Consider the following 25,992-nt stretch of genomic DNA (forward strand, 5'->3'; position numbering starts at 1 on the left):
CCCCGAAACTTTGCGGGGAGTTGACCCTGTAGGTTCTTGCGCCATGGTGCGATACGCGGAGCCGGGCGTCGTGGAATGGGTGGAGTCGGGCGGCGGGCCGTTGATAGCGGTGCCGGAGACGGTTCTGCCGTTCTGGGCGGGGGCCGACGGCGAGGAGACGGCGTCGGACTACGACCGGGCCTGTGAGGTGGACGGGCACGTCGGGCTGCTGCCGGTCGGCGACTGCACGGCGCTGGTTCTGGGGGACGAGCCGGCCTCGACGGCGTATCTGCCCGACCAGGGGATGTTCGTCCGGTGGTGCGCGGGGAATTCCGAGGACGAGTTGCTGGCGAGCGTGCCGCTGGCTGTCGACACGGCGGAGTGGGAGCCGGAGGTTCTCTGGGACGTGCCCGGGGCCGTGCTGCTCTTTGATGCTGCGTGGCCCGGGGCGCAGCCTTCGGGGAGCGAGCGGGTTCGGGTGGTTCTGGAGCCGGGGCGCTACGCGGTTCGGGCGGCTCGGGTGCAGCCGGGGCCTGAAACGTGGCTGGGCTTGGTTCAGTTGCGGTTGCTGGCGCCTAGGTGACCGTGGGGTCTTCGCTGTTCGGCGTGTGCGGGTTGGCTGTGGCTGGTCGCGCGGTTCCCCGCGCCCCTGGAGGGGCGATATTCGCGTGCGTCGGTCATCAGGTCCGGCCACGATGATCGTGTGCCTCGTTTTCCTCATCCCAGTCCCGAAGAACTGCGCCGTGACCCTCTGCCCCTGCGGGGGCGTACTGCCCTGGTGACCGGGGCCAGTCGGCGTGGGGGCATCGGGCATGCCGTTGCCCGGCGTCTTGCCGCCTACGGAGCCAGTGTCTATCTGCATCACCATGTGCCGCACGACGCCGGCCAGCCCTGGGGCGCCGATCGTCCCGAGGACGTTGTCGCGTCCGTGCGGGAGGCGCTCGGGGACCCGGAGGGACGGGTCGTCGCCGGGCCCGGTGATCTGGGCGATCCCGCCGTGGCCGGTGAACTCGTCGGCAGGGCCGCCGAGGCGCTCGGCGGGCGGCTCGACATCCTCGTCGCCAACCACGCGCAGAACGGGTTCGACGGCTCCCTGGACGAGATCGACACGGCGATGCTGGACCGGCACTGGGTGGTCGACACCCGCTCCGTGATCCTGCTGATCCAGGCCTATGCGCGGCTGCGGTCCGCCCTGCCGCCGCGCAGCCCGGGCGGACGCGTGATGATGATGACCTCCGGCCAGGACATCGCGGGCGGCATGCCAGGGGAGCTCGCCTACGCTCTCCAGAAGGGTGCCCTCGCCTCCGTCACCCGCTCCCTTGCGACGGCGCTCGCCGACCACGCGGTCACCGTGAACACCGTCAACCCGGGCCCTGTCGACACGGACTACATGACCGGCGAGGACTACGAGGCCGTCGCGGAGCGCTTCCCCGCCGGGCGGTGGGGTATGCCCGACGACCCGGCCCGCCTCATCGCTTGGCTCGCCACGGACGAGGCTGAGTGGGTCACCGGGCAGGTCATCGACTCCGAGGGGGGCTTTCGCCGCTGAACTCCCTCGGGGGCCTGATCTACAGCACGGAGAGTTCGTCGACCAGGTCGTCCAGACCCAGGGACCCCTGCGAAAGCGCCGCCATGTGCCAGGCCTTCGGGTCGAAGGTGTCACCACGGCGGGCGCGGGCCTTCTCGCGGCCCAGCAGCCAGGCCCGCTCGCCGAGCTTGTAACCGATGGCCTGGCCCGGCATGGACAGGTAGCGGGTCAGCTCGCTCTCCACGAAGTCCGCGGGCCGGCTGCTGTGCGAGCCGAAGAACTCCTGCGCCAGCTCGGGCGTCCAGCGCTCGCCCGGGTGGAAGGGGGAGTCGTCCGGGATCGTCAGCTCCAGGTGCATGCCGATGTCGATGATGACGCGCACGGCGCGCATCATCTGCGCGTCCAGGTAACCGAGCCGGCGCTCCGGGTCCGTCAGGAAGCCCAGTTCGTCCATCAGCCGCTCGGCGTACAGGGCCCAGCCCTCGGCGTTGGCGCTCACCATGCCGACACTCGCCTGGTAGCGCGAGAGGTCCTCCGCCACGTGCTTCCACTGGGCCAGCTGGAGATGGTGGCCCGGCACACCCTCGTGGTACCAGGTCGACACCAGGTCGTAAACGGGGAAGCTGGTCTCGCCCATGGTCGGCAGCCAGGTGCAGCCCGGGCGGGTGAAGTCGTCCGACGGCGGCGTGTAGTACGGGGCCGCGGCACTCCCCGGAGGAGCGATGCGCGACTCCACCCGGCGCACCCGCTCGGCCAGGTCGAAGTGGGTGCCGTCGAGCGCGTCCATCGCCTCGTCCATCAGGGACTGCAGCCAGTCGCGGACCTCGTCGACGCCCTCGATGCGCGTGCCGTGCTCGTCCAGGTGCGCCAGCGCCACCCACGGCGTGGCGGCACCGGGAAGGATCTTCTCGGCCTCCGCCTTCATCTCTCCGAGGAGGCGGTGGTACTCGGACCAGCCGTACGCGTACGCCTCGTCCAGGTCGAGGTCCGTGCCGTTGTAGTAGCGCACCCAGCGCGCGTACCGCTCCCGGCCCACCACGTCCGGCGCGCCCTCGATCGCCGGTGCGTACACGTCCCGCATCCAGTCGCGCAGCCGTACGACCGCCTCGGTGGCCGAGCGGGCCGCTGTGTCCAGCTCGGAACGCAGCGCCTCGGGGCCGGCGGCCGCGAAGGTATCGAACCAGCCACGGCCCTCGCCGTCGGCGTCCGCCCACTCGCCGAGCTGCTCCACGAACGTGGCCGTGGCACGCGGCCCGCCGTACAGCTTCCGCTCCAGGCCGAGCGCCAGGGACTCCCGGTACCCCTCCAGCGCGGCGGGGACCGCATTCAGCCGCTCGGCGATCGCCGTCCAGTCCTCCTCCGACTGCGCCGGCGTCACGGTGAACACCTGCCGCACCGCGTGCGGGAGGGAGCTCAGATTGCTGACGGACCGCAGGCTCTCGTCGGCCTCGTGCACGGCGAGTTCCGCGATGAGCCGCTCGCGCAGCAGTCGCCCGCAGCGGCGCTCGACGTCACTGTCCGCGCCGGGCTGCCGCTCCGCCTCGTCCAGCCGGGCCAGTGTCCGGCGCGCCAGCTCGGCGAGCGCCTCCTGGCCCGCGGGCGAGGTGTCGGGCAGCCTGCTCGAACTCTCCCGCACGCCGAGGAACGTGCCGGTGATCGGGTCGAGGGCGATGAGCTCGTCGACGTACGCGTCGGCGACCTCACGGGGCAGCGGGCTCTTGATCTCAGACATGCGGACCATCCTGGTACGCGGAACAGCGCACGTCATCCGGATTGAGCCGAGGGCGAAGGCGGCAGCAGCGGCCCGCACTCCCACTGCTGGAAGATCAGCCGGGTCTCCACCCGCGCCACCTCGCGCCGCGAGGTGAACTCGTCCAGCACGAGCCGCTGAAGGTCCGACATGTCGGCGACCGCGACATGGACGAGGTAGTCGTCCGGTCCGGTCAGGTGGAAGACCGTCCGTGACTCCGGAAGGGCGCGGATCCGCTCCACGAACGGCCCCACCAGTTCCCGCCGGTGCGGCCTGACCTGCACCGACAGCAGAGCCTCCAGTCCTCGCCCCAGCTTGGCCGGATCCAGCTCCAGCCGGTGCCCGAGGATCACGCCCGAACGGCGCAGCCGGGTCACCCGGTCCAGACAGGTCGACGGCGCCACCCCGACCTGCGCGGCGAGATCCCGGTACGTCGTCCGGGCGTCGTTCTGCAGCAACCGCAGCAGGTGGAGATCCACCGGGTCCAGTACGACAGATTCGGCCATCGGCCGAACGTAACACGGGATTTCCACCCCTGAGCCCGGCCGGTGTTCACCCTGTCGTCATGGACACAGCGAGCATGGGCGCCCACGACGACGTACGCACCGCACCGAGAGCACTCGCCACCGAGGCCGTCCACGCCGGGCGGGACGACCTCGCCCGGCAGGGGCTGCACGCCCCGCCGATCGACCTGTCCACCACCTACCCGTCCTACGACAGCCGTGGCGAGGCGGCCCGGATCGACGCGTTCGCCGCCACCGGCGCGGACCCGGACGGCCCGCCCGTCTACGGGCGGCTGGGCAACCCGACCGTCGCCCGTTTCGAGACCGCACTGGCCCGACTGGAGGGCACCGAGGCGGCGGTCGCGTTCGCCAGCGGCATGGCCGCCCTGAGCGCCGTCCTGCTCGTCCGCGCCTCCATGGGGCTGCGGCACGTGGTGGCCGTACGTCCCCTCTACGGATGCAGCGACCATCTGCTGACCGCCGGGCTGCTGGGTTCGGAGGTGACCTGGACCGACCCGGCGGGAATCGCGGAATCACTGCGCCCGGACACCGGCCTGGTGATCGTGGAGTCCCCGGCCAACCCCACGCTGGCCGAGGTCGACCTCCGGGCCGTCGCGCACGCCTGCGGCTCGGTGCCGCTGCTCGTGGACAACACGTTCGCCACACCGGTGCTCCAGCGGCCCGCCGAACAGGGCGCACGGCTGGTGCTGCACAGCGCCACCAAGTACCTCGGCGGGCACGGGGACGTCCTGGCGGGCGTGGTCGCCTGCGACGAGGAGCTCGCGGGACGACTGCGGCAGGTCCGCTTCGCCACCGGCGGCGTCCTGCATCCGCTCGCCGGCTATCTGCTGCTGCGCGGGCTGTCCACCCTCCCGGTCCGGGTACGGGCCGCCTCCGCCAACGCCGCCGAACTCGCCCACCGCCTCGCCGCCGACCCGCGGGTGGCCCGCGTGCACTACCCGCGCATCGGCGGCGCGATGGTCTCCTTCGAGATTCACGGCGACCCCCACGAGGTCATCGCCGGTGTCCGCCTCATCACCCCGGCGGTGAGCCTCGGCAGCGTGGACACCCTGATCCAGCACCCGGCGTCCATCAGCCACCGCATCGTGGACGCCGACGACCGCCGGGGGGCGGGGGTGAGCGACCGTCTGCTACGCATGTCGGTGGGCTTGGAGGACATAGAGGACCTGTGGTCCGATCTCGACCAGGCGCTGAGCTTCAGGGGCGCGGGGAACTGCGCGACAAGCCACGACGAACCCGCAGCCACCGTCTGATCACGGCTCCTACGGCGCCGAGGTGCTCCCCACCTCACCCGCACCCGTCGAAACGGTCTCACCCAGCCGCGCGGTGATCACCAGGGTCCCCTCCTCGACCTGATAGTCGAGGGGGAGGCCCAGCCCCCGCATCGCCGCGACCATCCCCGTATTGGACGTCTGCGTCACGGCATACACACTCCGGCAACCCGCCTCCGCGGCCATCGCCACCAGCCGCCCCAGCAACTCCCCGCCGATACCCCGCCGCTGCCACGCATCCTCGACGATCAACGCGACCTCCGTCTCGTCCCCGTCCCACAGCAGATGCCCTAGCCCGACGAGCCGCCCGGAGGCCGTCTGCACGGCGAGGGTCCGGCCGTAGCGCGGACTGAGCAGGTGGCTGAGATAGCGGTCGGCGTCACCGACCGGCCCGTGGTAGCGCAGCTTGAGGGTGCGGTCCGAGCACCGCTCGTGCATCGCCCTGGCCGCCTCCAGATCACGGGTGTCGGCCCGGCGCACGGTGATGTCACTGCCCTCGGCCAGGGTGAGCACGTCCCGGCCGCGCGGGACGCGCGGCCCGAGCCGGGCGTCCAGTTCCACCAGGGCCCGGGCCCGGGCGAACTCGGTCGGGGTGAAGGGCAGATACGGCCGCTCCACGGTGATCACTCCGCCCTCCGGGGCGCGCAGGCGCATCACCGTGTCGTCGAGTGCTCCCTCCACCGGGACACCGGCGGGCGCCCGGTCGCCGCCGACCGGTGCGGGACGGGACCGGATCGTGCACCGGCCCAGCAACTGGCGCAGCGCGAGGGGCAGTTCCGCGGCGTCCAGAGCGGTCCGGGCGGCGAGTCCGAGGACCCGGGTCGGCGCGTCCACCAGGTCGTGGGCGTCGGCCCGCTCGATCCAGGTGTCGGTGCCGCCGGCCGTCCGCACCGCCGTGGCGATCCCGGCGGCCGGCAGTTCGCCCGGGGCGCGCAGCAGGAACTCGTCCACCGTGCCCTCGGCCAGCGGATGCGTCTGGAGGCTGAGGATGTCGACCCGGTGCTCGGCGAGGGCCGTGCACAGGGCCGCCAGCGATCCCGGTTCGTCCTTCACCGTGGTCCGCATCCGCCACAGCGTGTTCGCCCCCGGCACCGGCTCCGGTGCCGGGGACCCGGTATCGCCCGCCGGCGGCGCGTGTTCGTGGCGTCGTGTTCGCCAGGTGTGGACCGCCGCCGTGACCCGCTGCCACGCGTTGGCGGGGCGGCAGTCGTTCAGGTGCGTCACATCAGTCACTTTTCGCGTCATGCACCCACTGTGACCGAACGGTGTTGCGTGATCACGAACGCATTGTGACTGGCGGGTAAAAGGGACGGCTTGCCCTCTTTATCGACCCTTCAAACGTTGCGCACTGTACCTCACTGGCCGACCAGGCCCGGCTGGAGCACCTTCGTGAACAGCACGGTTCCGTCCTGCTCGCGCAGACGTACCGTCAGCTCGCCGCTGCCGCCGTCGATGTCCACCTCGCCGAAGAACTGGTAGCCGCCGGCGGGGGAGACGTTGGCGGTCGTCGGCGCCTTCAGGAACACACGGTCGGGACCGAAGGTGCCGTCGAGCGTGTTCGCGGGGAAGGCGCCGGCGTTCAGCGGGCCCGACACGAACTCCCAGAACGGCTCGAAGTCGGTGAAGGCGGCCCGCGACGGCTGGTAGTGCTGCGCCGAGGTGTAGTGGACGTCGGCGGTGAGCCACACCGTGCCGGTGATCCGGCGGTGCTTGATGAAACGCAGCAGCTCCGCGATCTGGAGCTCACGGCCCAGCGGGGCGCCGGGGTCGCCCTGGGCGACGGCCTCGATGTTCGGCTTGCCGTCGCCGGTGTCCGGGACGACCAGGCCGATCGGCATGTCGGAGGCGATCACCTTCCACACCGCGCGGGAGCGGGACAGCTCGCGCTTGAGCCACTCCAGTTGCTCGCGGCCGAGGATGCCCTGCGGGTCCGTGGGCTGGTCGTCCGGCGAGTTGGCGTTGCGGTAGGTGCGCATGTCCAGCACGAAGACGTCCAGCAGCGGGCCGTGGTGCTGCACGCGGTAGACGCGGCCGTCGGGGCGGCGCAGCGTGGAGATCGGGAAGTACTCCGAGAAGGCACGCCGGGCGCGGGCGGCGAGCACGTCGACGTTCTTCTCGGTGTACCGGGTGTCGCCGAGGATCTCGCCCGGGTACCAGTTGTTGGTGACCTCGTGGTCGTCCCACTGGATGATGGACGGGACCTGGGCGTTGAAGGCACGCAGGTTCTCGTCCAGCAGGTTGTACCGGAAGTTGCCGCGGAACTCCGCCAGGGTCTCGGCGACCTTCGCCTTCTCCTCGGTGGTGATGTTCCGCCAGGTGCGCCCGTCGGGCAGGGCCACGGTCTCGGTGAGGGGGCCGTCGGCGTAGATGTTGTCGCCGCTGCAGATGAAGAAGTCCGGGTCGAGGGCGGCCATCGCCTGGTAGATCCGGTAGCCGCCGAGCTCCGGGTTGATGCCCCAGCCCTGCCCGGCCAGGTCGCCGGACCAGACGAACCGTACGCCGTCACGGCGCTTGTCGGACGCCGTGCGGAAGGTGCCGGTGACCGGCTCGCCGGTGCGGCGCGGGTCGTCCGGGTCGGCGAGCAGCACCCGGTAGTGGATCTGCTCGCCGGACGGCAGGCCGTGCAGCCGGGTCGTGCCGGTGAAGTCGGTACCCGGGCCCAGCAGCGGGCCGTGCCATCTGCGCGGGTTGCGGAACGACTCGGTCGCCGACGTCTCGACGACCATCCGGGCGGGCCGGTCGGATCGCACCCACACCAGCCCGGAGTCGCGGGTCACGTCTCCGGCCTGCACGCCCCACCCCGCCTTCGGACGCCCCGACAGCGCGAAGGCCGGAGCCTCGCCGAGAGCGGTGGGCAGGGTGAGGGCCGCCGACGCGGCGAGGGAGCCGCGCAGGACGCTACGGCGCGCGGGGAGCGGACGGTGTGACATGGATGCGCCTCCAGGGACGGGATCCGGCCAGTGTGCACAGCAACAACTACTGGCACGCCGCAGCGCACACACGAACCCCAAGTGAACAACTGACCGCGGGTGGAGCGGAACCGGCGGAACCCGCTCCGCCGGGGGTCACGCCGTGGCCGCCTCCGCCATGAGGCGTATGCCCTCGTGGATCCGGGCGGGCGGCACGTGCGCGTAGCCCAGCACGAGCCGTATCCGCTTCGGCCCGTCGGCCTCCTCCTCCCGCGCGGGACGCGGGTGTGTGTAGGCCGAAAGGGGGCGTACCGCCACCCCGGCCGCCGTGACGCGGGTGAGGAAACGGCCCTCGGGGCCGTAGCACTCCGGCAGCGTGGCGATCACGTGCAGGCCCGCGGCGATGCCCGAGACCCGGGAGCCGGGGAAGTGCTCGTCGAGGGCGGCGGTCAGGGCGTCACGGCGCTCGCGGTAGGCGCGCTGGCAGCGGCGCAACTGGCGGTCGTAGTCGCCGCGTTCCAGGAAGCGGGCGAAGAGCGCCTGGTCCAGGGCCGGGTGGCCGAGGTCCATGGTGCGCTTGCGTTCGACGATCTCCTCCGCCCAGGACTCGGGCACCAGCAGCCAGCCCAGCCGCAGCCCCGGCGCGAGGGACTTGCTGACCGAGCCCGTGTAGGCGACGCGGTCCGGGTCGAGGCCCTGGAGCGCGCCGACGGGAGCGCGGTCGTAGCGGAAGTCGCCGTCGTAGTCGTCCTCCAGGACGATGCCGTCCACGGACCGCGCCCAGTCCAGCAGTTCGGCGCGACGGCGGGCCGAGTAGGCGATGCCGGTGGGGAACTGGTGGGACGGCGTCGTCACCACGGCCCGTACGCCCGACGCCCGCAGCGGCTCCAGGGCGATTCCCTCGCCGTCCACGGGCAGCGGCACGGCGGTGACCCCGGCCGAGGCGTACAGCGCGTCGTGCTGGGGACTGCCCGGGTCCTCCACACCCACCGTGCGCACCCCGCGCGCGTGCAGCGCGAAGCCCAGCAGCGTCGTCGCCTGGGCCACTCCGGAGACCACCACGATCCGCTCCGGGTCGGCCACCACACCGCGCCGCCGGGCGAGCAGTCCGGCCAGCGCGGTACGCAGCCGGGGCAGCCCGCGCGGATCGGGGTACCCCAGCTCCTGGTGCGGCAGTTCCGCCAGCACACCGCGCTGCGCGGCGGCCCACGCCGTGCGCGGGAACAGCGACAGGTCCGGCGTCCCGGGCACGAAGTCCGCCCGGGCACCGGGGGAGCGCGGAGCGAGGTCGTGCGCCCGCGCCCGGGCGGCCCGTACGGCCGAGCCGACCCACGTCCCGGCGCCCCGGCCGCTGCGCAGGTAGCCCTCCGCGGTCAGCTGCTCGTACGCCTCCGTGATCAGCCCGCGCGACACTCCCAGGTCCGCCGCGAGGTCCCGGCTCGACGGCAGCCGCGTGCCCGGCGCGAGCCGGCCCGAGCGGACCGCCTCGCGCAGCGCGGCCTGAAGAGAACGGCCACGCGTGCGTGCCGGTGCCGAAGCGGCCGGGAGCAGCAACTCCCAGGCGGGCGACGCGGACTCGTTGCGGTTCATGCGGTCAGTCTGCCGGATCCGCTGGCGGGCTTCCCGCCACGAGGGGGACGTCCTGTTGCCACGCCCGACGGGCTGGTCGTCCGGTCCTCAGCGGCTGCCGTCGAGGACGACCCGGGCGACCAGCGCCGGGTCGTCGTTCATCGGGACGTGGCCGCAGCCGGGCAGCCGTACCAGCCGGGCGCGGGGGATGACGCTCTTGGCGCGCACGCCCTGGCGGGGGATCAGCAGCCGGTCCCGGTTGCCCCACGCCACAGTGACCGGCGTGCCCACGATGTCGTCGGTGAACTGCACGGTCCTGCCGGAGCGGAGGGTCTCGGAGAACCCTTTGGCGCGGGCCAGCGCGAGCGTCTCGGCGACCACGGCCTCGGGCGAACGACGGCCCGGGCGGGCGTAGATGGTGCTCGTCAGCAGTGTGCGGCCGAGAGCCGGCCGAGCCAGCCGTTCGACGACCGGCAGCGGCATCCGCTGGGCTATCTGCCGCATCGTCATCAGCACCGTGAAGGCGTAGCGGCGCTCGGCCTCGTTCCAGAACCCGGCGGGGGACAGGGCGGTGACGGAGCGGACGAGCTGCGCCCGGGCCAGGTCCAGGGCCAGCAGGCCGCCCAGCGAGTTGCCCGCCACGTGCGGCCGTTCGATCTCCAGCGCCCCGAACAGCGCCGCGAGGACGGTGTTCATGGTGGGCAGGTCGTGCGCCATGCCCTCCGGCAGGGCTGGTGACTCGCCGCACCCGGGCAGGTCCACGGCGATCACGTCCCGCTCGGCGGCCAGGGCGGGTATCACCGGGTCCCACACCTGCCGGTGGTGGCCGATGCCGTGCAGCAGGAGCAACGGTTCGCCGCTGCCCTGACGCGTGTAGGACAGGGTCACGTTCCGCTCGCCGTGTGCGGAGGCGACTTCGAAGGAGACGGTGGCGGACATGCGGTGCTCCTCGGCTGTACTCGCTGACGGACGCCGTAGACAGCTTGTCAGCAATTGCTACCGACGGGTAGCCCCGAGGTGCCGCCACTTTCCCGGCCACGGCTGTCCGCGAGGGATGGATTCGCCTGGACAGGACCGCACCGGTGAGTTGGGATGGAGCCCGTGACCACCGAGACCGCGACCGACGTCTTCGAAGCACACCGCCCCGTCCTGCTGGGCGTCGCCTACCGCATGCTGGGCCGCGTCGCCGACGCGGAGGACGTGGTCCAGGAGGCCTGGCTGCGCTGGTCGGGCAACGACCGCGGCGACGTGCGCGAACCGCGCGGCTACCTCGTACGGATCACCACCCGCCTCGCCATCGACCGGCTGCGCCAGATCAAGGCCCGCGGGGAGACCTACGTCGGCCCCTGGCTGCCCGAGCCGTACGTCACCGACTTCGGCGACACCGTGCCGGACACCGCCGAGCGGGCCGTGCTCGCGGACTCCGTCTCCCTCGCCGTCCTCGTCGTGCTGGAGTCGCTGTCGCCGCTGGAGCGGGCGGTGTTCGTGCTGCGCGAGGCCTTCGGCTTCCCGTACGCCGACATCGCCGCCATGCTCGACCGCGGCGAAGCGGCGGTGCGCCAGCTGGCCGGGCGGGCACGCAAGCACGTCGAGGAGCGGCGGCCGCGCTACGAGGTCGACCCCGCCCAGCGGCGCGACCTCACCGAACGGTTCCTCGCCGCCGCGGCGGACGGCGACCTCGAGGGGCTGATGGCGCTGCTCGCCCCGGACGTCCGGCTCGTCGGCGACAGTGGCGGAAAGTCGCGGGCGCCGCTGCGGGTTCTCCGGACGGCGGACAAGGTGGCCCGCTTCCTCGTCGGCGCCGCGCAGAAGGGCCTCCCCGACGTCTCCGTGCGTTTCCAGGAGCTCAACGGCGGCCCGGCCGTGCTGTTCCTGTCCGGCGACAAGCTCGACTCCGTCTTCCAGCTCGATGTCGCCGACGGCCGCGTCCAGGCGGTCTACATCGTCCGCAACCCCGACAAGTTGCGCTCGCTGGCCACTGTCTAGGAGAGCGCACCAGGAGCCCCGCAGGGGCCTCGCACGAACGTCCCGTGAACGTTCCCGGCCATTGGTCTTGACCAAGGATCAGGGCCGACCTATGGTCGCAGAGAAGTGAAACAACCTTTAAAAAACAAGGGCGCTGAATAGCCGCCGACCACGGCGATCGCGGAGGACAGGGTGGGGACCACGCAGCTGGAATCGGTGCCGGAACCGAAGTACTGGCATCTCAAGACCGTGCTCAGTGAAGCGCTCGACTCGGAGTTCTCCGTGGGGGAGATCCTGCCCAACGAGCGCGACCTCGCGGCCCGCTTCGGCGTCGCCCGCGCCACGCTCCGCCAGGCCCTGGAGCAGCTCGAACTGGAGGGCAGGCTCCAGCGCCGCCGCGGTGTCGGTACGACCGTCGCGCCGCCCCGCGTGGGCGTCTCCCTCGGCACCGGTCCGCACACCTGGCCGGGCGGCCCCGAGGACGCCTGGCAGCCCGTCGACTGCACGGCGGCCGTGCCGCCCCCGGCGGTCGCCGACGCGCTGGAGACCGGCCGCGACGAACCCGTGCACATCGTGCGCCGCTCCCGCGTCTCGCACGGCCGGCCGGTGGCCGCCGAGCTGCTGTACATTCCGCGGTCCTCGGTGCCCGACCTCACCGGCATCGACGCACCGTCCGGGTCGGCACGCGCGCGTGCGGTGCTGCGCGAGCTCCAGCGGCTGCAGCTGGACCGGCAGGAGAACGCGGTGGAACTCGGCTCCGCGGGGGCCGACGACGCGAAGGAGCTGGACCGGTTGCCCGGGGCGCCCGTGCTGGTGGTGACGACGCGGTTCGTGGTCGCGGGACGTGTGGCGGCGTTGTCCGTCGCGACGTATCGCGCTGACACGTGTCGGTTGACCTTCGGGGATGCGGGGGGTGTGGAGATCCACGCCGGGCCGCAGCGGCAGGCTTCCTGAGCCCGACGCCGCAGGGGTGCGGTGAGTGAGGGCTGCGGGTGCGTTGTGGCTGAGCGCGCCCACGCGGCGGAGCCGCATGTCGGCACAGCTCCGCGCCCCTCGAGGGTGTTGGCTCAGCGGCGTGGTGTGGTCGTGCCCTCCACGCTGAAGAGCTGCTCCTCGACGTGATCCAGGGCGAGACGCAGGGCGCCCGTCGCCACTGCCGCGTCCCCCAGGCGGGACAGGGTCACCTGCGGGGGGCGCAGGCAGTAGCGGGCCAGTTCTCGGCGGAGGGGGTCCAGGACGCCGTCCAGGCCCGCTGCCCAGCCGCCGATGACGACCAGTTCCGGGTCGAGGGCGAGGATCAGCGCCGCCACGTCGTGGACCAGGCGCTGAAGGAAGCGGTCGACGGCCGCGCGGGCCCGCTGGTCGCCCTCGCGGGCCTGCGCGAAGACCTCGGCGACGGCCTGTTCGTCGAGCGGGTGCAGCGGTTCGTCCGTGGTGGACAGCAACGTCTCCGGCGTCACCTCCCGGCCGAGGAGATGCAGCGCGCCGATCTCGCCGGCCGCCCCGCCGTAGCCCCGGTGCAGCCGCCCCCCGATCAGCGAACCGGCGCCCGGGCTGAGCCCCGCCAGCACGAACACCACGTCGTCCGACTCGGTGGCCGCGCCCTTCCAGTGCTCGGCGACGGCCGCCGCGTTGGCGTCGTTCTCGACCAGGACCGGGCACTTGAACGACCTGCTCAGCCGCTCGCCCAGCCGCAGCCCCGTCCACCCGGGCAGCGCGGTGCCCAGCCGTACCGTGCCGTCCGCCTCGACGATCCCGGGCGTCGCCACGCCCACGGCCCGCAGCGAGCCGCGTGCGACACCGGCCCGGCGCAGCAGTTCGGCGACGGCCCCCCGCAGCCGCTCCAGCCGCTCGTCGGCCCCCGCCGTCTCGGGCACGTCCTTGGCCTGGGAGCCGATCACCCGGCCGTCCAGGTCGGCCAGCAGCGCGGCCACCCGGTGCGCGCCGATCTCCAGCCCCAGCAGATGCCCGGCCTCCGCCCGGAACCGGAACCGCCGCGCCGGCCGCCCCTGCCGCCGCGCGGCACCCTCCTCGGCCGCCTTCTCGACGACGAGACCGGCCTCGATGAGCCCCTCGACGACGCCCTCGACGGTCGGCCGGGACAGCCCCGTCACCCGGGTGATCTCGGTCAGCGTCGCGCAGTCCGTGGCACGCAGCGCGTGCAGCACCACCGCGGAGTTGATCCTGCGCAGCAGCGAGGGATCCCCGCCGGTCAGCCGCCCCACCGTCCGTCCTCCCAGCTCGTGCGCGTGTTGGCCGGATCGTACTCGGCGCGGCGCACCCCGGCGAGGGGCAGGCAGCGGCCCTCGCCGATCAGCCCGGCGCCACGAACCCGGACTCGTACGCCGCGATCACCGCCTGCGTGCGGTCCCTCGCTCCCAGCTTCGCCAGTACGGCGCTCACATGCGACTTCACCGTCTCGGTGCCCACGACCAGCCGGGCGGCGATCTCCGCGTTCGACAGGCCCCGCGCCATCAGCCGCAGCACCTCGCCCTCCCGCTCGGTCAGCTGGGCCCGCTCCATCGCCGCCCGTGCGGCCCGGTTCCCGCCGCCGTCGCCGTACTCGGCGGCCAGTTGCCGCACCGAGGCGGGGAAGAGCAGCGACTCGCCCTCGGCGATCAGCCGCACCGCGTGCACGATCTCGGCCGGCCGGGCCCGCTTGAGCAGGAACCCGTCGGCACCGGCCCGCAGCGCCTCGTACACGTACTCGTCGTTCTCGAACGTCGTCACCACGAGGATCCGCGGCGGCTCGTCGACCGTCCGCAGCAGCGCCCGGGTGGCCTCGATCCCGTCCAGCAGCGGCATCCGTACGTCCATGGCGACCACGTCGGGCCGCAGCTGCCGCACGAGCGGGATCACCGCCGCCCCGTCCGCGGCCTCCCCGACCACCTCGATGTCGGGCTGTGCCTCCAGCACGGCCCGCAGACCCGCGCGTACGAGGGGTTCGTCGTCGACGAGGAGCACGGTGATCGGCATCGGACCAGCGTAGATCAACTCAGAGGCAGCTCGGCATGGACCTGCCACTCGCCCTCGTCGGGGCCGGTCCGGGCCCGGCCGCCGAGCAGGGCGGCGCGCTCGCGTATGCCGCGCAGGCCGCTGCCGCGTCCGGGGCCTGGTGTCCCGGCCGGGCACGGATTGCGTATCGCGAGGACGAGAGAGCCATCGGCGACGTGCACGCGCACGCGTACGGGGACCGCCCCCGCGTGCCGCAGCACGTTGGTCAGCGACTCCTGGAGGATCCGGTAGCCCTCTCGGGACACGGGACCGGGCACGGTGTCCACGGGCCCGGTCACCTCGGCGTCGACCTTCGCCCCCGAAGCACGCGCGGACTCGAGCAGGCGGTCGGCGTCCGCGAGGGTCGGTCTGCTGCTCACCGGCTTCTCCGACTCGCGGAGGATGCCGAGCACCCGCTCCAGGTCCTCCAGGGCGGCCCGGCCGGTCTCCTCGATGGCGGTCAGCGCCCGGGCCGTGAACTCCGCGTCACCGGCCGCCCGGGCCGCCCCGGCCTGCACGACGGCGACCGTGAGCGCGTGCCCGATGGAGTCGTGCAACTCGCGGGCGATCCGGGTGCGTTCCAGCAGTTGGTCGGTGCGTTCCTCCAGCGCCGCCATCCGCTCGGCGTGCGACGGCCCGAGGAGTCGGTGGGCCAGTGCGGTGACGAAGTGGCCCGACCACACCACGACCACGGGGAGCAGCAGCAACGGCACGGGTGCGAGCACGGCGTGCCACCAGCGGTTCTCCTCGACGGTCACGAACCCGTCAGCGGCGGGCCCGTGACCGAGCCCCGTCGTCAGCAAGTCGATCGCGAGGAGGGGCAACTGGACGGAGAGATGGGACACGATCCAGCCGAGGCACAGCCGCGCCTCCAGCCACACCACCGTCCGCCCGCGATCGGTCCACGTGACCGACGGGGTGGTCACGATGTCCGCGCTCTCACCGTCCTGTCGGTGGTCGGTCAGCAGCAGTCTGGCCTGAAACCCTTCCACGACCCGCGTGATGGGCACGAGACCGGCGAGTCCGAGCAGCACGGCGGCGGTGACCTGGGTCCACCACGCCTCCTGGATGAAGAGCCACAGCGACGGCCACACGATGGCCACCACGATGTGCAGCCACCGTTTGTACGTCACCGCCCGTGCGAGCGGGCGCAGCATGCGGACCATTGCGTCATCGTGCCAGCCACCACTGACAACGAACCTCCCCCGCACGGGGGAGACGATCTCCACCGCCGGGGGAGGCCCGCACCCCGGACCATCGGCCACGCTGCTGCCATGACCAGCATCGAAGTCCAGGACCTCACCAAGGAGTACGGCGGCAAACGAGCCGTGGACGGCCTCACCTTCCGCGTCCTGCCCGGCCGCGTCACCGGCTTCCTCGGCCCCAACGGCGCCGGGAAGTCCACCACCATGCGGCTGGTCCTCGGCCTCGACCGGCCGACCGCCGGCTCCGCCACCCTCGGTGGCCGCGCCTACCCGACGCTGCGCGAGCCCCTGCGCCACGTGGGCGCCCTGCTCGACGCGCAGGCCGCGCACGGCTCCCGCAGCGCCCGCGACCACCTCCGCGTCCTGGCGACCAGCAACCGCATCCCGGACCGGCGGGTCGACGAGGTGCTGGAGGAGACCGGCCTGGCGTCGGTGGCCCGGCGCCGGGTGCGGACGTACTCCCTGGGCATGCGCCAGCGCCTCGGCATCGCCGCCGCCCTGCTGGGCGACCCCGAGGTGGTCATGCTGGACGAGCCGTCCAACGGACTCGACCCCGAAGGCATCGTGTGGATCCGGCAGTTGCTGCGCCGGCTCGCGGAGGAGGGCCGCACGGTCCTGGTCTCCAGCCATCTGATGAACGAAACCGCGTCCTTCGCGGACCACCTCGTCGTCCTCGGCCGGGGCCGGCTGCTGGCGGACACCCCGATGCGGGACTTCATCCACACCCGCGTGCAGCCCCGCGTACGCATCCGTACGACCGACCCCGCCGCCCTCAAGAGCGCTCTCGCTCCGCGCGGCCACGAGGCCGTGGAACACGTGGACGGGCACTGGACCGTGCACCACGCGCGCGTGGACGACATCGGCCGCATCGTCTCGGCCGCGGGTGTGCCGGTGCTCGAACTCGCAGCGGAGGAGGGCACCTTGGAGCAGGCGTACTTCGACCTCACGTCGGCCGAGACCGAGTTCACCGCACAGCAGCCGCAGGAGGCCTGACCATGGAACTCACCCCTGTCCTCCGCTCCGAGTGGCTGAAGATCCGTACGCTCCGCTCGCTTCCCGGAGCCCTCCTGGCCCTGTTCGCCGCGACCACGGCGTTCTCCGCGATCGCCGGTGTCTCCGAGACGTCGGATCCCGGATTCGACCCGCTGTTCACGGCCCTGTCCGGTGTCGTGCCGGGGCAGATCGCGGCGGTCTCCTTCGGCGCCATGGCCGTGTCGTCGGAGTTCCAGCCGGGCGCGCTCCGGCTCTCGCTGGCCGCGGTTCCGCGGCGTGGCCGGTGGTTCGCGGCCAAGGCGGCCGTCATCGCCGTACCGGCTCTGCTCGTGGGACTGGTGACCGCCCTCGCGGCCCTCCTCGTGGCACGGGCGGGGCTCGGCCCGGCCGCCGACGGGCTCGGCACCGGCGAGCAGGTGCGCGGCGTGGTGGGCTGCGGTGTCTACCTCATGCTGATGGCCCTCTTCGCCGCCGGACTCGCCGCCCTGCTGCGCAGCGGCGTGGCCACGCTGTCCCTGCTGATCCCGTTCATCCTCGTCGTGTCGTTCGTGATCGGCGACGCGACGGGCACGGTCGCCGACTTCCTGCCCGACAAGGCGGGACAGCTGGTCCTGAGGCAGACCTACGACGGCACCCCAGGGCCGTGGTCGGGGCTCGCGGTGACCGCGCTCTGGGCGGCGGCCGCCCTGCTGGCGGGAGCGTGGCGCCTGCGCCGCCGGGACGCCTGACCGCGGACCGGCGGGAACGGGGTTGACGCCCCGCCAAGTGTCAGTGGGGCCCGGTTTACTGGACGCATGAACATCGCACAGCACATCGCCCTCATCGACGAGCTGTGCTACCGCCCCTTTCCGGCGGAGCACGGCCCGTCGGACGTCGGCGTTTCCGGACCCGGTCAGCACACCGCGGTGTTAGAGGCCGCGGGCGACGACGACCCGGCGCTCCGGGCGGTGACGATCGACCAGTACGAGAAGGACCGGGACGCCGTCTACGAACTCCTCGCCTCCCGCTGGGGCGACACGCCCCCCTACAACCTGCAGACCGTCCTGCTGCGCACCGAGCGGGAGGAGATACCCCGGCCGTGGGCCGAGTTGAGCGAGTGCGCGAGCGTCGCGTACCTGTGGGAGGTGGAGGGCACCGGCCGCTGGGTCGCCGTGGCGGTCACCGACCGCGACACGTCGCGCGAGGTGCGGCTGCTGGCCCTGGTCACGGAGGCGGACCCGCCGTGAGCGATCAGCTCTCGGCGGCTTCCCGCAGCCGTGCGAACTCCTCGGCCATGGTCCCGGCCGTCCAGTGCGCGTTCAGCCCGCTCGGATTGGGCAGCACCCACACCCGCGTGTCCCCGATCATCCGGGATTGCGGCCCGACCCGGGCCTTCCGGTCGTCGAACGCGACGCGGTACGCGGTCACGCCGACCACGGCCAGCCAGCGCGGCCGCAGCCGCCCCACCTTCAGCGCGAGCAGCCGCCCGCCCTCCCGGTACTCCTCGGAGCTCAGCTCGTCGGCCCGAGCGGTCGGCCGCGCCACGACATTCGTGATGCCGAGCCCGTACGACAGCAACTCCTGCTGCTCGGACGGCCTCAGCAGCCGCGGCGTGAACCCGGAGCGGTGCAGCACCGGCCAGAAGCGGTTGCCCGGGCGGGCGAAGTGATGGCCCGTCGCGGCCGTCATCAGACCGGGATTTATGCCGCAGAACAGCACCCGCAGACCGTCCGCGACCACGTCCGGCACGACACGGTCGCGGGCGGCCTGAAGCTCCTCGGGCGTGAAACGGGGCATCGTGTGCGGCGGGTCAGAGGATCGCGCCGGGCGTGTAACCCGCGGCCTGGGGGTGCTGCTTCACGATCTCCTCGACCCGGGCGACGACGACGGCGACCTGGTCGCCCGCGGCGCCCGTGAACGACAGCTTGTCGGCCATCAGCGCGTCCAGCTCGGCGCGGTCGAGCGGAATGCGCTCGTCGGCGGCCAGCTTGTCCAGCAACTCGTTGCGCTCGGCGCCCTGCTCGCGCATCGCGAGCGCCGAGGCGACGGCGTTCTCCTTGATCGCCTCGTGCGCGAGCTCCCGGCCCACGCCCGCGCGCACGGCACCCATCAGCACCTTGGTGGTGGCGAGGAACGGCAGGTACCGGTCCAGCTCCCGGGCCACGACCGCGGGGAACGCGCCGAACTCGTCGAGCACCGTGAGGAACGTCTCCAGCAGGCCGTCCAGCGCGAAGAAGGCGTCCGGCAGCGCGACCCGGCGCACCACCGAGCAGGACACATCGCCCTCGTTCCACTGGTCGCCCGCCAGCTCGCCGGTCATCGAGGCGTAGCCGCGCAGGATCACCATCAGGCCGTTGACGCGCTCGCAGGAGCGGGTGTTCATCTTGTGCGGCATCGCCGAGGAGCCCACCTGGCCGGGCTTGAAGCCCTCCGTGACCAGCTCGTGCCCGGCCATCAGCCGGATCGTCTTCGCCAGCGACGACGGCGCGGCCGCCAGCTGCACCAGCGCGGTGACGACCTCGTAGTCCAGCGAGCGCGGGTAGACCTGGCCGACCGAGGTGAACGCCTGTGAGAAGCCCAGGTGCGTGGCGATCCGCTGCTCCAGCTCCGCGAGCTTCGCGGCGTCCCCGCCCAGCAGGTCCAGCATGTCCTGAGCGGTGCCGACCGGGCCCTTGATGCCGCGCAGCGGGTAGCGGCCCAGCAGCTCCTCGATCCGGCCGTAGGCGACGAGCAGCTCGTCGGTGGCGGTCGCGAAGCGCTTGCCGAGGGTGGTGGCCTGCGCGGCGACGTTGTGCGAGCGGCCGGCCATGACCAGCTCGCCGTACTCGCCGGCCAGCTTGCCCAGGCGGGCCAGGACGGCCACCGTGCGGTCGCGCATCAGCTCCAGCGAAAGGCGGATCTGGAGCTGCTCGACATTCTCGGTCAGGTCTCGGGAGGTCATGCCCTTGTGCACGTGCTCGTGCCCGGCGAGGGCGTTGAACTCCTCGATCCGCGCCTTCACGTCGTGCCGCGTGACCTTCTCGCGCTCGGCGATGGAGGCCAGGTCGACGGTGTCGAGCACACGCTCGTAGTCGGCGAGCGCCGCGTCCGGCACCTCGATCCCGAGGTCCTTCTGGGCCCGCAGCACGGCGAGCCAGAGCTGCCGCTCCAGCTTCACCTTCTGCTCGGGCGACCAGAGCGTGGCGAGTTCGGCGGAGGCGTAGCGTCCGGCGAGGACGTTCGGGATGCGGGGCTTGGCGGGAGCGGAAGTCACGTGGACGGATTCTACTGGCGATTCGTGCAGGCCAGCGCCGCGGGTGTCTTTGTCGGAACCTACGAGAGGGTTCTCGAGGCCATACCCCTGACCACGGTCCCGGGAACCGCCTACGCCAGGTCCTCGTACGGCAGCAGCTCGGGCCGCTTCGGCGGCAGGCCGTCGCCCGAGGAGCGGCCCGTCAGGCGGCGGCCGATCCAGGGCAGCAGGTGCTGCCGCGCGAACCGCAGGTCCGCCGCACGCCGCATGACCCAGCCGGGCGGCAGCGTCGTCGGCATCGGGGTGCGCCACTCGGTGTCCTCGGGCTCGTAGCCGAGCGCCTGCCACACCGCCTCCGCGACCCGGCGGTGGCCTTCGCCCGTCAGGTGCAGCCGGTCCACGTCCCACAGCCGCGGGTCGGCGAGCGAGGGCGCGTCGTACAGGTCGACGACGCTCGCGCCGTGCCGTGCGGCGAGCTCGTCGACGCAGGTGAACAGGTCCTCCATGCGCGGCCGGAACCGCTCCAGGACCGGGCCCCGGCGGGCCGGGCTGCGCATCAGCACGAGCTGCTTGCACGAAGGGGCCAGTCGCTCCACGGCCTCCTCCAGGAGTCCGCGCACCCGGCCCATGTCGCACTTCGGCCGCAGCGTGTCGTTGAGCCCGCCGACCAGGGTGACGACGTCGGCCTGCATGGCCGCCGCCACGTCCACCTGCTCGTCGACGATCTGCCGGATCAGCTTGCCGCGCACGGCGAGGTTGGCGTAGCGGAAGCCGGGCGTGCGGGCCGCCATCCGCGCGGCGAGGAGATCGGCCCAGCCCCGGTAGGTGCCGTCGGGCAACAGGTCCGACATGCCCTCGGTGAAGGAGTCGCCGACCGCGACGAGGCTGCTGTAGGTGGGGTTCGTGTCCATGGCGGCAGAAATAGTATCCCGTGCACATACCCAGCAGTCGGTCACCCACCCGGGAGCATCGGCGACCGGTTACTCACGCCCGCTGGCCGAACAGCTCCCGCAGCACGTCCTCCATGGTCACGAGGCCGGCCAGCCGGCCGTCCGCCCCGAGGACGGCCGCGAGGTGCGTCCGGCCGCCCCGCATCGCCGTGAGGACGTCGTCCAGCGGCGTGTGCTCCCGCACGCGCGCGATGGACCGCATGTCCCGCAGCCGGAACGGTACATCGCGCCCGGCGGCGTCCAGCGCGTCCTTCACATGCAGATAGCCGACGATCCGCCGCCCCTCGTCCACCACCGGGAAGCGGGAGAACCCGGACTCCGCCGACAGCCGCTCCAGCTCGTCCGCAGTGACGCCCACGCGCGCGTACACCACGCGTTCCAGCGGCAGCACCACGTCGCGCACCGGACGGCGGCCCAGCTCCAGCGCGTCGTGCAACCGCTCCTGGGCGCGGTCGTCGATGAGGCCGGCCTCGCTGGAGTCCTTCACGATCTGCGCTATCTCGGCGTCCGAGTAGGACGCGGCCACCTCCTCCCGCGCCTCCACGCGCAGCAGCTTCAGCAGGGCGTTGGCGAAGGCGTTCACCGTGAAGATCACCGGGCGCAGTGCCCGGGACAGCGTCACCAGGGGCGGGCCGAGCGTCAGCGCGCTGCGCACCGGCTCGGCGAGCGCGATGTTCTTCGGCACCATCTCGCCGAGCAGCATGTGCAGATACGTGGCCAGGGTCAGCGCGATCACGAAGGACACCGCGTGCCCCGCGCCCTCGGGCACGCCCACCGCGTGGAACACCGGCTCCAGCAGGTGCGCGATCGCCGGCTCGGCCACCACACCGAGCACCAGCGTGCACAGCGTGATGCCGAGCTGCGCGGCGGCCATCAGCGCGGACACGTGCTCCAGGCCCCACAGCACGCTCTTGGCGCGCCGGTCGCCCCGGTCGGCGTAGGGCTCGATCTGGCTGCGGCGCACCGAGATCAGCGCGAACTCGGCGCCGACGAAGAAGGCGTTGACGACGAGCGTCGCCAGACCGATCAGCAGCTGGACGGCGGTCACAGCTCTGCTCCCTTCTCGTCGGGCTTCTCGTCGTCGAGGGGCGCTCGCAGCCGGACCCGGGCGGCCCGGCGGCCCGTGGCGTCCAGCACCTCCATCCGCCAGCCGGCGACCTCGAGGGTGTCACCGGCGGCCGGAATCCGGCCGAGCACCGTCGCCACCAGCCCGGCGAGCGTCTCGTACGGCCCTTCCGGCGCGCGCAGCCCGACGCGTTCGAGGTGGTCCACGCGCGCGGAGCCGTCGGCCGAGTACAGGGCGTGGCCGGCCTCGTCGGTGCCGGCCGGTGCGAGGTCGGGCAGCTCGTGCGGATCGTGCTCGTCGCGCACCTCGCCGACGACCTCCTCGACGATGTCCTCCAGGGTGGCCACGCCCGCCGTGCCGCCGTACTCGTCGATCACGACGGCCATCGTGCGCTTGCCGGAGAGCCGGTCCAGCAGCCGGTCGACGGTGAGGGTCTCCGGGACCAGCAGCGGCTCGCGCATCAGCTCGGAGACGAAGATCCGGGTCCGGCGCTCCGCGGGGACCGTCAGCACGTCCTTGACGTGCGCCGTCCCGACGACCGAGTCGAGGGTGTCGCGGTAGACGGGGAACCGGGACAGGCCGGTCGCCCGGGTCGCGTTCGCCACGTCCTCCAGGGTCGCCTGCACCTCCAGGGCGACGACCTGCACCCGGGGCGTCATCACGTTCTCCGCGGTCAGGTCGGCGAGGTTCAGCGTCCGTACGAACAGCTCGGCTGTGTCGGCCTCCAGGACGCCTTCCTTGGCGGAGTGCCGGGCGAGCGCCGCCAGCTCCTGCGGCCCGCGCGCCGACGCCAGCTCCTCGGCGGGCTCCACACCGATCCGGCGCACGACCCGGTTCGCCGTGTTGTTGAGGTGTGTGATGAACGGCCGGAACGCGGCGCTGAACCAGCGCTGGGCGTTGCCCACCGTCTTGGCGACCGTCAGCGGCGACGAGATCGCCCAGTTCTTGGGCACCAGCTCGCCGACGACCATCAGGAACACCGTCGACACAGCCGTGCCCAGCACCAGCGCCAGGCTGTGCGACGCCGACCGTGAGATGCCGACGTCCTCCAGCGGCCCGGCGATCAGCGCGGCGATCGACGGCTCGGCGAGCATGCCGACGACCAGGTTCGTGACGGTGATGCCGAGCTGCGCCCCGGAGAGCTGGAAGGTCAGGTTCCGTACGGCCTTCAGCGCGCCCTGCGCGCCGCGCTCGCCGCGCGCCACCGCCTGTTCCAGCTCGGCGCGCTCGACCGTGGTGAGGGAGAACTCGGCCGCCACGAAGGCGCCGCAGGCGATCGAGAGCAGGATCGCCGCGAGGAGAAGGAGGACTTCGGTCATCGGTTCACCCCCGTTCCATGGTTCTCCAGGACGGGGCGGAACGCGCGGTGCCGCGCACGAGGAGGCTCGCCCATGGGCGGACGCTCACAATCTTTCATGCGGAACCGAGTGGCCATCCAAGGGTAAAGGATGGGCAAAGTCCTTCGGTCGGGCTGCTCAGCGGGAGTCGGCGGGGACCGGAGAGAGCCGGTAGGCGCCCTCGTGGGTGACGACGCGGCCGGCGGTGGGCGGTGCGAAGTGGGTGCCCAGGAGCAGGGTGTCCGTCCCGGCGAGCGTGCCGAGCAGCTCGCGGCGCGAGGCCTCGGACCGTCCGGGGTCGATGTCGACACAGGCGCCGATGCCCGGGTGGGCGAGCTGGACGGGGTGGTGGACGCAGTCGCCGGTGATCAGTGCCGTCCGTCCGCGGCTGGTCAGTTCTACGGCGACATGGCCGGGGGTGTGTCCGGGTGTCGGGACCAGGCGCAGCCCCGGGGCGACTTCGAGGCCCTCGGCGGGGACGTCGAGGAGGTCGAGCAGCCCCGCCTCCTCCACCGGGACCACGGAGTCACGGAACATCTGCCGGCGCGCCTCGTCCATGTCGTACCCGGTCCAGAACTCCCGCTCGGTGCGGGAGGTCAGGTAGCGGGCGTTCGGGAAGGTGGGCACCCACTCGCCGTTCACCTCCCGGGTGTTCCAGCCGACGTGGTCGGCGTGCAGGTGGGTGAGGATCACCAGGTCGACGGAGTCCGGGGGGTACCCGGCGTCGGTGAGGCGCTGGAGGTAGTCGGTGTCGAGGTCGTGCCAGGCGGGATTGGTCCGCTCCTTGCCGTTGCCGATGCCGGTGTCCACCAGGACCCGCAGCCCGCCGACAGTGAAGGCGAAGCTGTGGCTGTCGGCGCGCAGGACGCCTTCGTCGTCGGCGAAGTGGGGGCGCAGCCAGTCCTGGCCGGCGACGACGTCGGGCGTGGCGTCGGGCAGCAGCCACGCTCCGGTGGCAGGTGGCAGAGGAATTTCGTCGATGCGGTGGACGGTGATGTCGCCCACGGTCCAGGAAGCGGGTGTGGTCACTGGTCCTCCTCGGGACGCACTTAACGCAATCCGTTTGCGTTAAGGAGACCCTAGGTCCTAGAGTCCACTAACGCAAACCATTGGCTTTTAAGGGGAACCGATGTCCCATCCCGAACTCACGCCGCCCGAAGCGGCCCACTGGGCCCACCGCGCCGGGCTCGTACTGCCCGCCGACCGTCACGCAGCGGTCGCGGCCACCGCCGACCACATCCACTCCGTCGTGGCGGTCCTGAGGGAGCTGGACTTCGGGGACACCCCGCCCGGCCCCGCCTACCACGTGGCAACGGCGGGGGAGGCGCACGATGCAGCCGTATGAACTGACGCTCTCGGCCGCCGCCGACGCGATCCGGGCACATCAGCTGTCCCCGGTCGAGCTGGCCGACTCCGTACTGGAGCGCATCGAGCAGGTGGAGCCGACCCTCCGGGCCTACGTCACCGTCGACGCCGAGCGCACGCTCCAGGCCGCGCGCCGAGCCGAGAAGGACATCGCGGCCGGTCGCCGTCGCGGTCCGCTGCACGGCATACCGATGGGCCTGAAGGATTTGATCGATGTCGCCGGTACGACCACGTCCGCCAGTTCCCGGGTAAGGTCCGACCACCGCGCGCGGACCGACAGCACCGTCGCGGCACGCCTGTCGGCGGCAGGAGCGGTCCTGGTCGGCAAGACCCACACCCACGAGTTCGCCTACGGGCTGACCACCCCGCAGACCCACAACGCCTGGGACCCCGGCCGGATCGCCGGCGGCTCCAGCGGCGGATCAGCCGTCGCCGTCGCCGCAGGCACCGCCACCTTCGCCCTGGGCACCGACACCGGCGGATCCATCCGAGTGCCCGCCGCGCTGAACGGGGTCGTCGGCCTCAAGCCGACCTATGGCCTCGTCCCGCGCCACGGCGTCACGTCCCTGTCCTGGTCACTGGACCACGTCGGCCCGATCACCCGCACCGCCGAGGACGCGGCCCTGGTGCTCGCGGCCCTGGCCGGCCACGATCCCCGCGACCCGGCATCCCTGACCGCACCCCCGGCGTCCTACCGCCCGGGCCCCGGCACGGATCTGACCGGACTGCGGATCGGTGTGCCGCGCACCTATTACTTCGACCACGTCGACGCGGAGGTGGAAGCCGCCGTCCGAAGCGTGATCGACCGGCTCCAGGCGCTCGGTGCCGGCCTCGTCGACGTCGGGATCCCCATGACCCGCTACATCAAGGCCACCCAGTGGGGCCTGATGGTGCCCGAGGCCACCGCCTACCACGAGAGAAGCCTGCGCACGGTCCCGGAGCTCTACCAGGACGACATCCGGCTCCTCCTGGAAGCCGGTGAACTGATGCCCGCCGGGGACTACCTGCGCGCGCAACGCTCCCGCGCCCTCATGCGGGAGGAATGGGCGCGCATGCTGCGGGAGGTCGACCTGATCGCCGCCCCCGCCGTGCCGATGACCGCCGTCGCGGCCGGTCAGGAGACGGTCACCTGGGCCGACGGCACCGTCGAGGGCGTCTCCGACGCCTATGTGCGGCTTTCGGCCCCGGCCAACATCACCGGCGTGCCGTCCCTGTCCGTACCGGTCGGTCACGACACGGCGGGGCTGCCGATCGGCATGCAGCTCCTCGGGCCGCCGCTCGGGGAGAGCCTGCTGCTGCGGGTCGGGCACGCCTACGAACAGACCCGGCCCGTCCGCGATCTCGCCCCCGCGGCCTGAGGGAGCACCGCGCTAGAA

Annotated in this window: 25 protein-coding genes; 10 read left to right on the top strand and 15 right to left on the bottom strand. The window is 72.5% G+C overall.

Annotated features, from left to right (window positions below):
- Nucleotides 1–43 precede the first annotated feature (43 nt).
- Both SCNRRL3882_RS34675 and SCNRRL3882_RS34680 read left to right on the top strand, forming a co-directional pair.
- On the top strand, nt 44–562 hold the full coding sequence (locus tag SCNRRL3882_RS34675; protein WP_010041186.1) for an immunity 21 family protein: 519 nt from the start codon (nt 44–46) through the stop codon (nt 560–562).
- A gap of 120 nt (nt 563–682) precedes the next feature.
- Nucleotides 683–1,528, top strand: a complete 846-nt coding sequence (locus SCNRRL3882_RS34680; RefSeq protein ID WP_029181260.1) for an SDR family oxidoreductase — start codon at nt 683–685, stop codon at nt 1,526–1,528.
- 19 nt (nt 1,529–1,547) lie between these two features.
- On the opposite strand, the gene SCNRRL3882_RS34685 is transcribed toward SCNRRL3882_RS34680, so the two are convergent.
- Together SCNRRL3882_RS34685 and SCNRRL3882_RS34690 are read right to left on the bottom strand one after the other, a co-directional pair.
- Nucleotides 1,548–3,239: a DUF885 domain-containing protein gene (locus SCNRRL3882_RS34685; protein WP_010041178.1), complete on the bottom strand. Its 1,692-nt coding sequence runs from the start codon at nt 3,237–3,239 to the stop codon at nt 1,548–1,550.
- Between the two features lie 32 nt (nt 3,240–3,271).
- Nucleotides 3,272–3,763 carry an Lrp/AsnC family transcriptional regulator gene (locus SCNRRL3882_RS34690; RefSeq protein WP_010041175.1) on the bottom strand — a complete coding sequence of 164 codons (492 nt, stop codon included), beginning with the start codon at nt 3,761–3,763 and terminating at the stop codon, nt 3,272–3,274.
- A 59-nt stretch (nt 3,764–3,822) separates the two neighbouring features.
- Here SCNRRL3882_RS34690 and SCNRRL3882_RS34695 point away from each other — a divergent pair, with 59 nt between their 5' ends.
- Complete coding sequence (locus tag SCNRRL3882_RS34695; protein ID WP_040903352.1) at nt 3,823–5,034, top strand: trans-sulfuration enzyme family protein; 1,212 nt, start codon at nt 3,823–3,825, stop codon at nt 5,032–5,034.
- Between the two features lie 9 nt (nt 5,035–5,043).
- Here SCNRRL3882_RS34695 and SCNRRL3882_RS34700 read toward each other — a convergent pair whose 3' ends face one another.
- The 4 genes from SCNRRL3882_RS34700 to SCNRRL3882_RS34715 form a co-directional block, all read right to left on the bottom strand.
- Nucleotides 5,044–6,297: a GNAT family N-acetyltransferase gene (locus tag SCNRRL3882_RS34700; protein ID WP_029181259.1), complete on the bottom strand. Its 1,254-nt coding sequence runs from the start codon at nt 6,295–6,297 to the stop codon at nt 5,044–5,046.
- Nucleotides 6,298–6,407: 110 nt separating this feature from the next.
- Entirely contained in the window at nt 6,408–7,982 is a 1,575-nt protein-coding gene (locus SCNRRL3882_RS34705) for an alkaline phosphatase D family protein (protein ID WP_010041171.1), read from the bottom strand.
- Between the two features lie 135 nt (nt 7,983–8,117).
- The gene (locus SCNRRL3882_RS34710) at nt 8,118–9,551 is read right to left on the bottom strand and encodes a PLP-dependent aminotransferase family protein (RefSeq protein ID WP_010041169.1); all 1,434 of its coding nucleotides are present in this window, start codon (nt 9,549–9,551) and stop codon (nt 8,118–8,120) included.
- Nucleotides 9,552–9,638: 87 nt separating this feature from the next.
- Nucleotides 9,639–10,469 carry an alpha/beta fold hydrolase gene (locus SCNRRL3882_RS34715; RefSeq protein ID WP_010041165.1) on the bottom strand — a complete coding sequence of 277 codons (831 nt, stop codon included), beginning with the start codon at nt 10,467–10,469 and terminating at the stop codon, nt 9,639–9,641.
- Between the two features lie 162 nt (nt 10,470–10,631).
- Here SCNRRL3882_RS34715 and SCNRRL3882_RS34720 point away from each other — a divergent pair, with 162 nt between their 5' ends.
- Both SCNRRL3882_RS34720 and SCNRRL3882_RS34725 read left to right on the top strand, forming a co-directional pair.
- Nucleotides 10,632–11,516, top strand: a complete 885-nt coding sequence (locus SCNRRL3882_RS34720) for an RNA polymerase sigma-70 factor (RefSeq protein WP_010041163.1) — start codon at nt 10,632–10,634, stop codon at nt 11,514–11,516.
- Nucleotides 11,517–11,687: 171 nt separating this feature from the next.
- Nucleotides 11,688–12,449 carry a GntR family transcriptional regulator gene (locus SCNRRL3882_RS34725; RefSeq protein WP_010041161.1) on the top strand — a complete coding sequence of 254 codons (762 nt, stop codon included), beginning with the start codon at nt 11,688–11,690 and terminating at the stop codon, nt 12,447–12,449.
- 113 nt (nt 12,450–12,562) lie between these two features.
- On the opposite strand, the gene SCNRRL3882_RS34730 is transcribed toward SCNRRL3882_RS34725, so the two are convergent.
- The 3 genes from SCNRRL3882_RS34730 to SCNRRL3882_RS34740 all read right to left on the bottom strand — a co-directional run bounded on the left by SCNRRL3882_RS34730 (nt 12,563) and on the right by SCNRRL3882_RS34740 (nt 15,655).
- Nucleotides 12,563–13,720, bottom strand: a complete 1,158-nt coding sequence (locus tag SCNRRL3882_RS34730) for an ROK family transcriptional regulator (protein ID WP_010041158.1) — start codon at nt 13,718–13,720, stop codon at nt 12,563–12,565.
- 88 nt (nt 13,721–13,808) lie between these two features.
- Nucleotides 13,809–14,471, bottom strand: a complete 663-nt coding sequence (locus SCNRRL3882_RS34735) for a response regulator transcription factor (protein ID WP_010041156.1) — start codon at nt 14,469–14,471, stop codon at nt 13,809–13,811.
- 14 nt (nt 14,472–14,485) lie between these two features.
- A complete protein-coding gene (locus tag SCNRRL3882_RS34740; protein WP_010041154.1) occupies nt 14,486–15,655 on the bottom strand; it encodes a sensor histidine kinase in 1,170 nt (389 codons plus the stop codon).
- A 108-nt stretch (nt 15,656–15,763) separates the two neighbouring features.
- Between SCNRRL3882_RS34740 and SCNRRL3882_RS34745 the strand changes: the two genes are divergently transcribed.
- The 3 genes from SCNRRL3882_RS34745 (at nt 15,764) to SCNRRL3882_RS34755 (ending at nt 17,913) form a co-directional block, all read left to right on the top strand.
- Nucleotides 15,764–16,687, top strand: a complete 924-nt coding sequence (locus tag SCNRRL3882_RS34745; RefSeq protein ID WP_010041152.1) for an ABC transporter ATP-binding protein — start codon at nt 15,764–15,766, stop codon at nt 16,685–16,687.
- Nucleotides 16,688–16,689: 2 nt separating this feature from the next.
- Entirely contained in the window at nt 16,690–17,415 is a 726-nt protein-coding gene (locus SCNRRL3882_RS34750) for an ABC transporter permease (protein ID WP_010041150.1), read from the top strand.
- Between the two features lie 66 nt (nt 17,416–17,481).
- On the top strand, nt 17,482–17,913 hold the full coding sequence (locus SCNRRL3882_RS34755) for a hypothetical protein (protein ID WP_010041148.1): 432 nt from the start codon (nt 17,482–17,484) through the stop codon (nt 17,911–17,913).
- A gap of 4 nt (nt 17,914–17,917) precedes the next feature.
- Here SCNRRL3882_RS34755 and mug read toward each other — a convergent pair whose 3' ends face one another.
- The 6 genes from mug to SCNRRL3882_RS34785 all read right to left on the bottom strand — a co-directional run bounded on the left by mug (nt 17,918) and on the right by SCNRRL3882_RS34785 (nt 24,280).
- Entirely contained in the window at nt 17,918–18,463 is a 546-nt protein-coding gene (gene mug, locus SCNRRL3882_RS34760) for a G/U mismatch-specific DNA glycosylase (protein ID WP_010041146.1), read from the bottom strand.
- A 13-nt stretch (nt 18,464–18,476) separates the two neighbouring features.
- Nucleotides 18,477–19,919 carry an adenylosuccinate lyase gene (gene purB / locus SCNRRL3882_RS34765; RefSeq protein WP_010041144.1) on the bottom strand — a complete coding sequence of 481 codons (1,443 nt, stop codon included), beginning with the start codon at nt 19,917–19,919 and terminating at the stop codon, nt 18,477–18,479.
- Between the two features lie 110 nt (nt 19,920–20,029).
- Nucleotides 20,030–20,809, bottom strand: coding sequence for an SGNH/GDSL hydrolase family protein (locus tag SCNRRL3882_RS34770; protein ID WP_010041142.1), 780 nt, complete (start codon nt 20,807–20,809; stop codon nt 20,030–20,032).
- A gap of 73 nt (nt 20,810–20,882) precedes the next feature.
- Nucleotides 20,883–21,896 (bottom strand): hemolysin family protein, encoded by a 1,014-nt coding sequence (locus tag SCNRRL3882_RS34775; protein WP_102514900.1) that lies wholly within the window; start codon nt 21,894–21,896, stop codon nt 20,883–20,885.
- Entirely contained in the window at nt 21,893–23,233 is a 1,341-nt protein-coding gene (locus SCNRRL3882_RS34780) for a hemolysin family protein (RefSeq protein ID WP_010041138.1), read from the bottom strand. The genes SCNRRL3882_RS34775 and SCNRRL3882_RS34780 overlap by 4 nt, the downstream gene beginning before the upstream one ends.
- Before the next feature lie 156 nt (nt 23,234–23,389).
- On the bottom strand, nt 23,390–24,280 hold the full coding sequence (locus SCNRRL3882_RS34785; protein WP_010041137.1) for an MBL fold metallo-hydrolase: 891 nt from the start codon (nt 24,278–24,280) through the stop codon (nt 23,390–23,392).
- Between the two features lie 100 nt (nt 24,281–24,380).
- On the opposite strand from SCNRRL3882_RS34785, the gene SCNRRL3882_RS34790 reads away from it, so the two are divergent.
- Nucleotides 24,381–24,596, top strand: a complete 216-nt coding sequence (locus tag SCNRRL3882_RS34790) for a hypothetical protein (RefSeq protein ID WP_010041136.1) — start codon at nt 24,381–24,383, stop codon at nt 24,594–24,596.
- The gene (locus SCNRRL3882_RS34795) at nt 24,583–25,974 is read left to right on the top strand and encodes an Asp-tRNA(Asn)/Glu-tRNA(Gln) amidotransferase GatCAB subunit A (RefSeq protein ID WP_010041132.1); all 1,392 of its coding nucleotides are present in this window, start codon (nt 24,583–24,585) and stop codon (nt 25,972–25,974) included. The genes SCNRRL3882_RS34790 and SCNRRL3882_RS34795 overlap by 14 nt, the downstream gene beginning before the upstream one ends.
- Nucleotides 25,975–25,992 lie beyond the last annotated feature (18 nt).

The sequence above is a fragment of the Streptomyces chartreusis NRRL 3882 genome (assembly GCF_900236475.1).
GTDB lineage: Bacteria > Actinomycetota > Actinomycetes > Streptomycetales > Streptomycetaceae > Streptomyces > Streptomyces chartreusis_D.